Origin of the sequence: Azovibrio sp. (assembly GCF_049658005.1) — a bacterium.
Classification (GTDB): Bacteria; Pseudomonadota; Gammaproteobacteria; order Burkholderiales; family Rhodocyclaceae; genus Azovibrio.
The window spans coordinates 1-12,362 of the sequence record NZ_JBASOH010000132.1; the positions used below are offsets into that span (position 1 = coordinate 1).

Genomic DNA, 12,362 nt, shown 5'->3' on the forward strand with positions numbered 1-12,362 from the left:
GGGCCGGGCAGGGCTCGAGCAACCCGATGCGGCTTACGGCCCCGGCGCGGCAGGAGAGCCCCAGGGCAAAGCCGGGAGCTTCGACGAGGGCATCCCAGGTGGGGGGCAAATCAGCTGCGCACGTGGCCATTGCCGAACACCACCCATTTCTGGCAGGTCAGCCCCTCCAGGCCGACCGGACCCCGGGCGTGGATCTTGTCGGTGGAGATGCCGATCTCGGCCCCCAGGCCATATTCGAAGCCGTCGGCAAAGCGGGTGGAGGCGTTGATCATCACCGAGCTGGAATCCACCTCGCGCAAAAAGCGCATGGCCTGGGTGTGGTTTTCCGTGACGATGGCGTCCGTATGGTGGGAGGAATACTGGTTGATGTGGGCGATCGCCTCGTCGAGGCCGGCGACCACCTTCACCGAAATCACCGGGGCCAGGTATTCGGTGTAGTAATCCTCCTCCGTGGCGGGCCGGGCGTTGGCGACGATGGTCCGGGTTTCCTCGCAGCCGCGGATTTCCACGCCCTTTGCGGTGAGCATGTGGCCGATCATGGGCAGCAGCATCTTTGCCACCTCCCGGTCCACCAGCAGGGATTCGGCGGTGTTGCAGGTGCCGTAGCGCTGGGTCTTGGCGTTTTCCACGATGCGCAGGGCCTTGTTGGGGTCGGCCTCGGTTTCCAGGTACACATGGCAGTTGCCGTCCAGGTGCTGGATCATCGGCACCCGGGCTTCGGCGAGGAGGCGGGCGATCAGGCCCTTGCCGCCGCGGGGCACGATCACATCCACGTATTCGCGCAAAGTGATCAGCTCGCCCACCGCGGCCCGGTCGGTGGTGTCGACCATCTGCACCGCCTCGGCCGGCAGCCCGGCGATCTGCAGGCCCTCCTGCACCAGGGCGGCGATTGCCCGGTTGCTGTGGATGGCCTCGGAGCCGCCGCGCAAAATCGCGGCATTGCCGGACTTGAGGCAGAGGGCGGCGGCGTCGGCGGTGACGTTCGGGCGGGCTTCGTAGATGATGCCGATGACGCCAAGCGGCACCCGCATCTTGCCCACCTGGATGCCGGAGGGGCGAAAGCGGATGTCGGTCATTTCGCCGATGGGGTCGGCGAGCTGGGCGATCTGGCGCACCCCTTCGGCCATGTTGTCCACGCCCTTGGCGGTCAGGGTCAGGCGGTCCATCAGGGCAGCATCCAGGGCGGCATCCAGGCCGGCATCCAGGCCGGCATCCAGGCCGGCGGCGCGGGCGGCTTCCAGGTCCCTGGCGTTGGCGGCCAAAAGGATCTCCTTGTCGCGCCGGATGGCGGCGGCGATGGCGGTGAGCGCGGCGTCCTTCTCGGCGGTGCTGGCGCGGGCCAGGCGGCGGGAGGCGGCGCGGGCCTGCTGGCCCAGGGTCTGCATGTAATGCTTGATGTCCATGGCGGGGGCGGAAAATATCCAAAGAACTGATTATAGCCACGGGGAAGGCGTAAAACTGAACGGAACCTTTCGGGAGCAGGTAAACTCTTATCCACACTTTTATCAAGGAAATCCCGTTCCGGGGGTCGAATGACGCGAAAACTGATTTTGCCGGCAGAGGTCAAGGTGTGTGCCACCTGTTGTTACTGGGATGGTGAGCGCCATGTGGATACCGAAATGCAGGTGGTGGTGGTGTCCGAAGCGTGCCAGGGAGAATGCCTGGTGACCGAGTGCCGGGCGCACGGACTCTCGGATGTGCGCAACATGGAATCCTGTCTTTGGGACGACCTGGGGCCCGGGGAAACGGGTCGGAGCGATTGATTATTGCCTTGGATTATTTTGCCTTGGGGTCAGCAGCAGCCCCAGCCTGAGAAAGCCATCCCAGACATCCGCATTTTCGAGGCCCTTGATGCAGCGGTCGAGCCGGGCCGCCTGCGTCAGGGCCTCTTTCAATACCCGTCCGTTCAGGGTCAGCAAGGCTTTGCGCACCAATCCCTGGCGCGGCCCCCAGATGCGTAATTCCCTGAATACGCTGTCCTGAGACTGGCCCCGGGCCAGACTGCCTTTGGCCTGGGCCAGGGTGCGGATTTCCTCGGTCATGGCCCAGAGCACCAGCACCGGGGCTTCGCCTTCCTGGTGTAATCCTTCCAGGGTCCGGGCTAGCCGGGGCAGGTCGCCAGCCAGCAGGGCTTCGCGCAGGTCATCCACGTCGTAACGGGCGACGTTCAGCACCGCATTGCGGATTTGTTCGTTACTGATGTGGCCTTCCGGATAGAGCAGGGCGAGTTTCTGGATTTCCTGATGGGCGGCCAGCAGATTGCCTTCCACCCGTTCCGCCATGAAGCGCAAGCCTTGTTCGTCGGCCTGCTGGTGCTGGCGTCTGAGGCGGCCGGCGATCCAGCCCGGCAGTTCGGCCAGGGGCGGGGCATCGAGTTTGACCACGATGCCGGCCTGGGCCAGGGTGGTGAACCAGCTGGCTTTTTCTTCCTTCCAGTCGAGTTGCGGCAGGGTGAGCAGCAGGACGTTGTCGGGACTCATGCGCTGGCAGTAATCGAGGAGGGCGGCGCTGCCGTCCTTGCCCGGCTTGCCGTTGGGGAGGCGCAGGTCCACCAGTTTTTGTCCACCGAACAAGGACAGGTTGCAGGTGGCAGCAGCCAGTTGGCCCCAGTCGAAACCGGATAGCACCGTGAGCACTTCCCGCTCCGTGTAACCCTGCTGCCGGGCCGCCATCCGGATGGTGTCGGCGGCTTCCAGTACCAGCAAGGGTGCGTCGCCGCAGACCACGTACAGGGGCTTGAGCCCTTTTTCGAGTTGCCCCGGCAGTTGCTCGCCCTTGATGAGCATCAGTCGTCTTCTGTTGCGACGGGGGTCGCATGGGGTTGCATGGTGGCCAGACGGCGCATGATCTGCGTCGCCAGATCCTTTTCCATGGTCTGCCAGAGGAAGATTTCTTCCTGGTCCTTGGCCAGCACCTGGTTGTCGTCGTAGGTCACTTCACGGGCCAGGATGATTTCATTGATGGGGGTTAGCGGCCCCCCCTTGCTATCTACCAGGCGGAAACTGTAGCGCAGGCGCAATTGATATTCCCGCGCCCGCCCTTCGGCATTCACCGCGGCGATGATGCGCTCCCGGTTATCGTCGATCTGCTGAAAGATGGCTTCCGCTTTTTGGGGACTGTCCACCAACAGGGTCGGTTGGTTGGCGTTGATCTGACGCCGCAGATCGGCGCCCAGGACCGAGTTGGCGGGCAGGGAAATATAGAGGCTCTGATAGGGAAGCTGCACGGCCCCCCGCAAATTGAAACCGCAGGCGCCCAGCGTCAGCGCCAGGCAGAGGATCAGGCTCGAACGCAGCGGGCTCGAATGCAGCAGGGCTGGGCGCATGGTTTTTCCAGGAGAAGCCTTAAACGACGATATTGACCAGGCGGCCAGGCACCACGACGATCTTTCTGGCCGGCTTGCCTTCCATGAATTTCAGGGCGGCCTCGCTCGCCAGGGCGGCGGCTTCGATGGCGGCCTGGCCGGCACTGGCCGCGACCTTGAGGCTGCCGCGCAGCTTGCCGTTGACCTGGATCATCAGTTCGATCTCGTCTTGCACCAGGGCGGTTGCATCGACCGCGGGGAAGGGCGCCTGGGCGGCGTCGGCGCCCGGCTTGAGTTCGGCATAGGCGGCCTGGCCGATGTGGGGGGCGATGGGAAACAGCATCAGCACCACGGCTTCCAGGATTTCCTGGGCCAAGGCACGGCCGGCATCAGAGTCGAGCTCGGCCCGCTCATAAGCATTGAGGAGTTCCATCACGGCGGCGACGGCGGTGTTGAACTGCTGGCGGCGGCCATAGTCGTCCTTTACCTTGGCGATGGTCTGGTGCAGCTTGCGGCGCAGATCCTTCATGGCCTCGGACAGTTCGGCGCTGCGGGCAGAGGGAGCGACAGGACCGGCCTGCACCTGCTCATGCACGGCCTTCCAGACCCGGCGCAAGAAGCGGTAAGCGCCTTCGACCCCGGCATCGGACCATTCCAGGGATTGCTCGGGCGGGGCGGCGAACATCATGAACAGGCGGGCGGTGTCGGCGCCGTACTGGTCGATCAGGGCTTGCGGGTCTACCCCGTTGTTTCTGGACTTGGACATCTTCTCGGTGGGGCCGATGATCACCGGCTGGCCGTCGGCCTTGAGTGTTGCGCCGATGGGGCGGGCCTTGTCGTCGGTCTTGACTTCCACGTCGGCCGGGTTGATCCACTCCTTCTTGCCGTTTTCCGCCTCGCGGTAGAAGGTGGGGGCCACCACCATGCCCTGGGTGAGCAGGTTCTTGAACGGCTCGTCGAGAGGCTCGATGCCGGGCAGGCCCACGTCGCGGATCAGCTTGGTGAAGAAACGGGCGTACAAAAGGTGCAGGATGGCATGCTCGATGCCGCCGATGTACTGGTCGATGCCGCCCGCGCACCAGTAATTGACCCGTTCGTCGAGCATGGCCTGATCGTTGTCCGGACAGGCGTAGCGCAGGAAGTACCAGGAGGATTCCACAAACGTGTCCATGGTGTCGGTCTCCCGCCGGGCCGGCTTGCCGCACTTGGGACAGGTGCATTCATAAAATTCCGGCATCCTGGCGAGCGGCGAACCGGCGCCGGTGATTTCCACGTGCTCCGGCAGCACCACGGGCAGCTCTGCGTCGGGGACGGGCACGTCGCCGCAGCCCGGCTCGCCGTCCTGCCCCTGGCAGTGAATGATGGGAATCGGGCAGCCCCAGTAGCGCTGCCGGGAAATGCCCCAGTCGCGCAGGCGGAACTGGGTCTTCTTTTCGCCCAGGCTTTCGCCGTTTACAACTTTCGCGGCCAGGTCGGCGGCGATGGCGTCCACGGCGGCTTCATGGGCCAGGCCGTCATACTTGCCGGAATTGATGCAAGTCCCCTTGCTCTTGTCGCCATACCAGTCCTGCCAGCCGTCCAGGCTGAAAGACTCGCCGGCGACGGCGATCACCGGCTGGATCGGCAAGCCGTACTTCTGGGCAAAGGCAAAATCGCGTTCGTCATGGGCGGGAACCCCCATCACCGCCCCTTCGCCATAGCTCATCAGCACATAGTTGCCGACCCACACCGGCAGCCGTTCGCCGCTGAGCGGGTGCTCGACGAAGAGGCCGGTGGGCATGCCCTTCTTTTCCATGGTCGCAAGTTCGGCCTCGGCCACGCCGCCGTGCTTACATTCCTCGATGAAGGCGGCCAGTTCCGGATCATTGGCGGCGGCGTGGGTGGCAAGCGGGTGTTCGGCGGCCACGGCGACGAAGGTGACGCCCATCAAGGTGTCGGCCCGGGTGGTGAAGACCCACAGCTTTCCGGCCTTGCCGCCCAGCTCATAGGGAAAGGCCAGGCGCACGCCGGTACTCTTGCCGATCCAGTTCTTTTGCATCAGGCGCACCTGCTCGGGCCAACCCTCGAGCTTGTCCAGGTCAGCGAGCAGTTCCTCGGCGTAGGCGGTGATCTTCATGTAGTACATGGGAATCTCGCGCTTTTCCACCAGGGCGCCAGAGCGCCAGCCGCGCCCATCGATCACCTGTTCGTTGGCCAGCACGGTGTGATCCACCGGGTCCCAGTTCACCGTGCCCAGCTTCTTGTAGATCAGGCCTTTCTCGAACAGGCGGGTAAACAGCCACTGTTCCCAGCGGTAATACTGAGGGGAGCAGGTGGCGAATTCCCGTGTCCAGTCGATCGCAAAACCCAGGCGCTGCAGTTGGCCGCGCATGTACTCGATGTTGGCGTAGGTCCACTGGGCGGGCGGCACCTTGTTCTGGATCGCGGCATTTTCCGCTGGCATGCCAAAGGCGTCCCAGCCCATCGGCTGCAGCACGTTGAAGCCTTGCATCTTGTGGAAGCGGGCCAGCACGTCACCGATGGTGTAGTTGCGCACATGGCCCATGTGCAGCTTCCCGGAAGGGTAGGGAAACATCGACAGGCAGTAGTACTTGGGGCGGGTGGCATCTTCCACGGCGCGGGCGGCGCCGGTTTTCTGCCAGTGGGCCTGGGCGGTGCGTTCGATCTCGGCAGGGGTGTATTTTTCCAGCATGGTGGGGTGATCTGAGAGCAGGGGGTGGTGAGTGGGGTGGCAAATGCCAAAGGCGCGATTATACCCGCGAACCCCGGGACGCTTCCCCGGCCCCGGATCAAAACAAAAACGCCGATGCTCGTGATCGAGCTCGGCGCTATGGGCGGATGCTGTTGCGGGATGGGGTCAGGCGGCGCGGTTCTGCATGTCCTTGGGCAGATACAGGTTCTGCCAGGTGTGCTGCCAGAAACGGTAGGCGTTCTGGGCGGCCATCAGGGAGAGCAGGGACATGCGGCTTTGATGACGCCACATCCAGGCTACTTTGGGGGCCTGGATCAGGTTGCCGGGAGCGCCAGGGTTCGTGGCTTCTGCTTCGGCCAGGTCCAGGAAATGCTCGACCGCCAGCCCCCAGTACTCGGGGCCGTTGGTTTGGCCGGTGAGGGATTCTGCTTCGTCAGCGGCGCGATGCCAGAGTTCGAGGGCAAGTTCTTCGCTGATGCCAGCCTTCTTGGCGATCCAGGGCAGGATTTTCGGGGCTTTCATGGTGTAGTTCTCCTTTCAGGGGTTCCGGCCGATTGGGCCGTTGCAGCTTGCATGAACCGTCTCGTGAACGATTTTGTTGCACTGCAACATGCATTATATTGCAGTTTTGCTGGGGGGTTCGAGCCGTTGAGTCGTACGAGGTTCAATATTTTTTGTGCGTTGCACAAAAACAACATGGGGCCGAGGCCGCTACAATGGGCGCGGATTTCAAGTTTCGTTGATCGTTTTGCCATCAGGATTTTCCCCATGTCTGATTTACTTGCGCACCTCAATCCTCCGCAATACCAGGCCGTGACCTTGCCGCCGGTCCATGGCCTGATCCTGGCGGGCGCGGGCAGTGGCAAGACCCGGGTGCTGACCACCCGCATCGCCTGGCTGATTTCCACGCAACAGGTGGGCCCTCATGGGGTGCTGGCGGTGACGTTTACCAACAAGGCGGCCCGGGAGATGCAGACCCGGCTTGCCGCCCTGGTGCCTGTCAATCCCAGAAACCTGTGGATCGGTACCTTCCACGGCCTGTGCAACCGCATGCTGCGCGCCCACTACCGGGACGCGGGGCTGCCCCAGACCTTCCAGATTCTCGATTCCGCCGACCAGCTGGCCGCCATCAAGCGCCTGATGAAGAACCTGGGCGTGGATGACGAAAAGTATCCACCGCGGGAGCTGATGCACTTCATCAATGCGCACAAGGAACAGGGGGTCCGGGCCGGGCAGGCCGAGGCTGATGACCCCCACACCCGCAAGAAGGTGGAGATCTACGCCGAGTATGAGGCCCAGTGCCAGCGCGAAGGGGTGGTGGACTTTGCCGAACTGCTGCTGCGCTGTTACGAACTCCTGAGCCGCAACGAGCCTTTGCGCCGCCATTATCAGGAGCGCTTCCGCCACATCCTGGTCGATGAATTCCAGGACACCAACCGGCTTCAGTACGCCTGGCTGAAACTCCTGGCCGGGGGCGGCGCGGCGGTCTTCGCGGTGGGGGACGATGATCAGAGCATCTACGCCTTCCGGGGCGCGGAAGTGGGCAACATGCGCGAGTTCGAGCGGGATTTCGCCGGCCCCAACGTCATCCGCCTGGAGCAGAATTACCGCTCCCAGGGCAACATCCTCGCCGCCGCCAATGCCCTGATCCGGCACAACCGGGAGCGGCTGGGCAAGAATCTCTGGACCGATGCCGGCGAGGGAGAGCCGATCCGGGTGTTCGAGGGCTTTACCGATCTGGACGAAGCCCGCTTCGTCGTGGATGAAATCCGGGCGCTGGTGGATGAAGGCGTCCAGCGGACCCAGATTGCGCTGCTCTATCGTTCCAATGCCCAGTCGCGGGTGCTGGAACACGAGCTGTTTACCCGCGCCATTCCCTACCGGGTCTATGGCGGACTGCGCTTTTTCGAGCGCCAGGAAATCAAGCATGCCCTGGCCTATCTGCGTCTCCTGGGCAATCCGGATGACGATACCGCCTTCCTGCGGGTGGTGAATTTTCCCGCCCGCGGCATCGGGGCCCGTAGTCTGGAAAATCTGCAGGCCACCGCCCAGCAGATGAATTCCAGCCTTTATAACGCGGCAGCGTCGCTGACCGGCAAGGCCGGGGTTGCCGTGGGCGGCTTCATCCGCCTGATCGAGCAACTGCGCCAGGAAACCGAGGGGCTCAAGCTGCCGGAGAGGGTGGCGCATGTGCTGGAGAAAAGCGGCCTGGCCGAGCATTACCGGAATGAAAAGGAAGGCCAGGAACGGCTGGAGAACCTGGACGAACTCATCAGCGCCGCCGCCGCCTTCGTGGCTGACGAAGGGGCGGCGGGCGAGGCCGATGCCCTGGTGGCCTTCCTCACCCATGCCTCCCTGGAATCCGGCGAACACCAGGCCGGCGAAGGGCAGGAAGCGGTGCAGCTGATGACCGTGCATGCGGCCAAGGGGCTGGAGTTCGATGTGGTGTTCATCACCGGCCTGGAGCAGGGCCTGTTTCCCCACGACAATGCCGCCCAGGATAGGAACGGCCTGGAGGAGGAGCGCCGCCTCATGTACGTCGCCATCACCCGGGCCCGAAAGCGGCTCTACCTCTGCCACGCCCAGAGCCGCATGCTGCATGGCCAGACCCGCTACTGCCTGCCTTCCATCTTCCTGGAGGAACTGCCGCCCGAGTTGCTCAAGCGGCTCGGCAAAGCCAGGCCGGTGGAGCCAGCGTGGAGTGGCGCTGGCTGGCACAGTGAGCCCCCGCTACCCGCCTCGGCCGAGGTATTGCCCGATGGGCTCAGGGTGGGCATGAACGTGCGCCACCCCAAGTTCGGTTTTGGCGTCATCGTGGCAGCAGAGGGCGGCACCCGGGTGAAAATCAACTTTGGTAGTGCCGGGATGAAGCTGCTGGATCTGGAGTACGCCAAGCTGGTGCCAGCCTGAATCGGGGGCTCGCCAAGGGCGGTCAGCGCGGTTTTGGGGTGGGGCCCAGGGACGCGATCTGGCGGCTGAAGGCGGTGGTGTTCTTGATGCTCTTGCTTTCCAGGGCATCGAACTTGTCCGCCATGGCGCTGGCCAGCTTGTCGAGCCGGTCATCTGCACTCGGGTGGGTGGAGAACAGCAGGTCGAACCCGGCCTGGCCTGCATTCGCGGCATACATCTGCAACACCCGGGGCAGACCGAAGGGGTCGTAGCCGGCCCGGGCGGCCAACACCACGCCCATGCGATCGGCCTGATATTCGTCCTCCTTGTCCAGGCCGGCACTGTAGATACCCCGGGTCAGGTTCACCAGGGCGCCGAGCTCTTCCTTGCCCTGGCTCTGGGCGACCGTGTTGGCCAGATTCCCCAATGCGGCCACGCGATCTTTCTTGATCATGGTCTGGACATAGTGCCCCATGAGAACATGGCTGATTTCATGGGCAATGATGCCGGCCAGCTCAGACTCGTCCTGCAGGCGCTGCAGCTGCCCCCTGGTGACGAAGACATAACCGGCCGGGGCCGCAAAAGCATTGACATTGCTGGTATCGAGCACGCCAAAATGCCACTGGATGTCGCTACGCCCGGTTTGCAGGGCGATCCACTGCCCTACCTGGTTTACATAGCGTTGCACCCCGGGACTCTTGACGAGGGGGCGGCGCCCAGCAGCAAGGCGGCGGATTCTTCTCCCATCCGCCGTTCTTCCTGGGGGCCGACGGTGTGATTGAAGCTGCGAGCCAGATTGCCCCCCTGCTGCAGGGCTGAATTGACATCCAGATTCTTGCAGCCGGAAAGGCCAAAGGTGGCGATCAGGGCCAGGGAAGCGGCGAGGGGGCGGAACGTGCGGGATTGTTTCATGGTCGGCGCCTCAGTTCCGTTGTCCATCAGTGCTGTCCAGGTAGCTGATTTCCTGGGCCTTCAGCCGGTTGTTCCTGGCAAAGCGTTCGGCTTCTCCGGTCGAAACCTTGTACTGGTCCATGCGTTTCACTTCCTGGAAGTTGGGGGCGGCATGTGCCAGATCATCCTTGCTGATGCCCTTGGCCCCGGTGGTGACGGTGTTGCCCGTGCTGCCGGTGCGGACCACATTGCCCAGGGTGCCCAGGCTCTTGCCGATCCCGACAACCGTGTCATCCTGGCGATTCGGGCGAACGTAAAGCAGCCGTACCCAGCCGGTCTGGCCGCTGCTGGTGCGAATCCGGGTCCAGCCCCCGTCGTTGCTGATGATGGTGACCTGGCTCTGCTCTTGCAGGCGGGTGACGGTGGCGGCATCGGTAAAAGGCTTGGCCTTCAGGTCCGAGGCGCGGGTGAGGGTCGCGTTTTCTGCCCAGGCGGCAGTGCTGAGGCCGGCGGCCAGCAGCAGGAGAGTGAGGCGGGGTGACTTCATGAAGAGCTCCTTGGTTCAAATAAGCGGACTGGGCGTTCCCGCCCCTTGACCTTGGCTTCGCCGTGGTCGATGAAAACAAACTCGTTCGGGGATCGGGTCAGGCAGGCGTCCCGGGTGGCTTCAGAAACCAGCACCCGGGCCACGCCCTTGGTCAATCCCTCTATGCGACTTGCAAGATTAACCGTATCCCCGATGGCCGTGTAGTCCAGGCGCTGGGCAGCACCGAGAAAACCTACCACCGCCGGGCCCGTATGGATGCCGATGCCGATATCGAAATGCAGGCCCGGTTCCCCCTGTTCCAGCTTGAAGGCTTCCAGCTGCTTTTCCATTTTCAGGGCGGCGCGAACGGCTTGCAGCGCATGCAGATCGGATGTCATGGGCGCTCCCCAGAACGCCATGATGGCGTCCCCGATGAATTTATCCAGGGTGCCGCTTTCTTCGAAGATGGCCTGCACCTGGGTGTCGAAATAGCGGTTCAGAAGTCGCACGATTTCTTCCGGGGGGCGGGTTTCCGAAAGGGTGGTGAAGCCCCGGATGTCGGAGAACAGCACGGTGATTTCCCGGCTGCTGCCTTCCTGGGCCGTGGCCAGCACGTTGCCTTCCGTAACGGCCTGGACGACGCGGGGATCAAGAAAGCGGCCAAACATCTGCACCGTGTGTTCCTTCTGCAGCCGTTCCCGGAGATAAGCCCCCAAGGCACAAATGGCGAAAAAGAGCCAGGCGGTCAGCAAGGTGGAGAAGGGCTGCCAGAGCAGGTTGTGGCCTAACAGTTTCCAGGCGAACAACAGGGCAAGAGCGGTCGCGAGCAGCAGCCAGCTCCCTTGGCGCAAGGGGCTGATTTGTCGGTGGGTGGCCCAGGCCAGGGCCAGAATCAGGCCACCTCCCAAGGCCAGACTGGCCAGGGGAGAAACGGGCCGGAGGTAATCCTGGCGCAGGAGGTTGGCCAGGGCGGTCGCCAGGATGCCGGGTCCTGGCGTGGTGGCCGAGAGAGGCGTGGGGCGCAAATCGTGGAGGCCGGGGGCTGCTGCACCGATAATCACGATCTTGTCCTGCAGATCGGGAATTCCCCGAGGGCTCTGCTTCAGACTTTCAAGAAAAAGCCAGCCATAAGAGATGTGTTCAAAGGGGCTGCCATAAAAGTGCAAGTGCAAATCAGGCCCCGGCGGGAGATCGAAGCCCAAGTCGACAGCAACCCGGGCGGGCAGACTGGGAAGGGTCCAGCCTTGATGCGGGTAGCGCAGCCAGTAACGGCGACCCACCCCATCATCGTCCTGGAGAAAATTGATCAGGCCGGTGCGCCAGACGTCCGGCGAGAGGGCCTTGGGCGCCAGCAGGGGGAGTCCCGCATCGGGGTTGGCGGTCGCCGAGGCGCGAGCTCCGATCAGTGCGGGGAGGTCAGCAAGCCTCGATGGCTCGCCTTCGGTCACCACAAGTGGCAGATAAGCCGGGTAATGGCGCAAGGCCGCCTCGAACATCCGGTCACTTTCCAGCCGGAAGCGGTCTGGCTCGCTAAAGATCAGATCGAAGATGATGGCCTGCGGTTTTTGCTGCGCCAGGGTATTGAGTAATTCCCCATGGATGGCGCGGGGCCAGGGCCAATTTCCGGCCAGATCGAGCATTTCCGGATTGTCCAGGCTGTTCTGGTCAATGTCGATGAGAACGATATCGCCCGGTGGCGTACGCCCTTGGGCCTCTTGACGCAGGAGGATGTCCCCGAGCCGGGAGTCAAGTCCCTGCCATGGGGCCCTGAAATGCAGGTAACCCAGCCAGGCCAGGGCGAAAGCCAGCAAGAGCCGGAGAAGGTTGCGCCCATCAAGTTTGAGCATGGGGGAACTCGGAAGCAAAGGAGCAAACGATTATGCCACTGGGGATGCTGACGCCAATACGCATTCGCGGCAAGCATGGATTTTCAAAAAAACCCTCCGCACCGGGTTGACAAGGGATTTGGGTGCTGTAGAATGCGGCCTTCGCTGATGTTGAGGCGGAACAGAAGTTCAGTTTAATCAAAGGGTTAAGCTTTATTTCGGGGCATTGACAGG

Annotated in this window: 12 protein-coding genes; 2 read left to right on the forward strand and 10 right to left on the reverse strand. The window is 63.2% G+C overall.

The window, feature by feature from the left end; all coding sequences use genetic code 11:
* Positions 1–110 precede the first annotated feature (110 nt).
* Positions 111–1,403 carry a glutamate-5-semialdehyde dehydrogenase gene (locus WBH99_RS12680; RefSeq protein ID WP_424220457.1) on the reverse strand — a complete coding sequence of 431 codons (1,293 nt, stop codon included), beginning with the start codon at positions 1,401–1,403 and terminating at the stop codon, positions 111–113.
* 129 nt (positions 1,404–1,532) lie between these two features.
* On the opposite strand from WBH99_RS12680, the gene WBH99_RS12685 reads away from it, so the two are divergent.
* Complete coding sequence (locus WBH99_RS12685) at positions 1,533–1,763, forward strand: hypothetical protein (protein WP_424220458.1); 231 nt, start codon at positions 1,533–1,535, stop codon at positions 1,761–1,763.
* Here WBH99_RS12685 and holA read toward each other — a convergent pair whose 3' ends face one another.
* From holA to WBH99_RS12705, 4 genes are all read right to left on the reverse strand, one after another.
* Positions 1,764–2,786, reverse strand: coding sequence for a DNA polymerase III subunit delta (holA, locus tag WBH99_RS12690; RefSeq protein ID WP_424220459.1), 1,023 nt, complete (start codon positions 2,784–2,786; stop codon positions 1,764–1,766).
* Complete coding sequence (gene lptE, locus WBH99_RS12695) at positions 2,786–3,325, reverse strand: LPS assembly lipoprotein LptE (protein WP_424220460.1); 540 nt, start codon at positions 3,323–3,325, stop codon at positions 2,786–2,788. Before lptE ends, holA begins: the two co-directional genes overlap by 1 nt.
* Before the next feature lie 19 nt (positions 3,326–3,344).
* A complete protein-coding gene (gene leuS / locus WBH99_RS12700; protein WP_424220461.1) occupies positions 3,345–5,996 on the reverse strand; it encodes a leucine--tRNA ligase in 2,652 nt (883 codons plus the stop codon).
* Positions 5,997–6,161: 165 nt separating this feature from the next.
* Entirely contained in the window at positions 6,162–6,518 is a 357-nt protein-coding gene (locus WBH99_RS12705) for a hypothetical protein (protein ID WP_424220462.1), read from the reverse strand.
* 246 nt (positions 6,519–6,764) lie between these two features.
* Here WBH99_RS12705 and WBH99_RS12710 point away from each other — a divergent pair, with 246 nt between their 5' ends.
* The gene (locus tag WBH99_RS12710; protein WP_424220463.1) at positions 6,765–8,906 is read left to right on the forward strand and encodes a UvrD-helicase domain-containing protein; all 2,142 of its coding nucleotides are present in this window, start codon (positions 6,765–6,767) and stop codon (positions 8,904–8,906) included.
* A gap of 22 nt (positions 8,907–8,928) precedes the next feature.
* Here the strand turns inward: WBH99_RS12710 and WBH99_RS12715 are convergent, their stop codons facing one another.
* The 5 genes from WBH99_RS12715 to WBH99_RS12735 all read right to left on the reverse strand — a co-directional run.
* The gene (locus WBH99_RS12715; RefSeq protein ID WP_424220464.1) at positions 8,929–9,573 is read right to left on the reverse strand and encodes a M48 family metalloprotease; all 645 of its coding nucleotides are present in this window, start codon (positions 9,571–9,573) and stop codon (positions 8,929–8,931) included.
* Positions 9,558–9,797: a hypothetical protein gene (locus tag WBH99_RS12720; protein WP_424220465.1), complete on the reverse strand. Its 240-nt coding sequence runs from the start codon at positions 9,795–9,797 to the stop codon at positions 9,558–9,560. Before WBH99_RS12720 ends, WBH99_RS12715 begins: the two co-directional genes overlap by 16 nt.
* Positions 9,798–9,807: 10 nt before the next feature.
* Positions 9,808–10,323 (reverse strand): SH3 domain-containing protein, encoded by a 516-nt coding sequence (locus WBH99_RS12725; protein ID WP_424220466.1) that lies wholly within the window; start codon positions 10,321–10,323, stop codon positions 9,808–9,810.
* Positions 10,320–12,149: a CHASE2 domain-containing protein gene (locus tag WBH99_RS12730; RefSeq protein ID WP_424220467.1), complete on the reverse strand. Its 1,830-nt coding sequence runs from the start codon at positions 12,147–12,149 to the stop codon at positions 10,320–10,322. The genes WBH99_RS12725 and WBH99_RS12730 overlap by 4 nt, the downstream gene beginning before the upstream one ends.
* The coding region (locus WBH99_RS12735) for a hypothetical protein (protein ID WP_424220468.1) at positions 12,136–12,362 on the reverse strand (227 nt) is incomplete at its 5' end. The genes WBH99_RS12730 and WBH99_RS12735, both read right to left, overlap by 14 nt.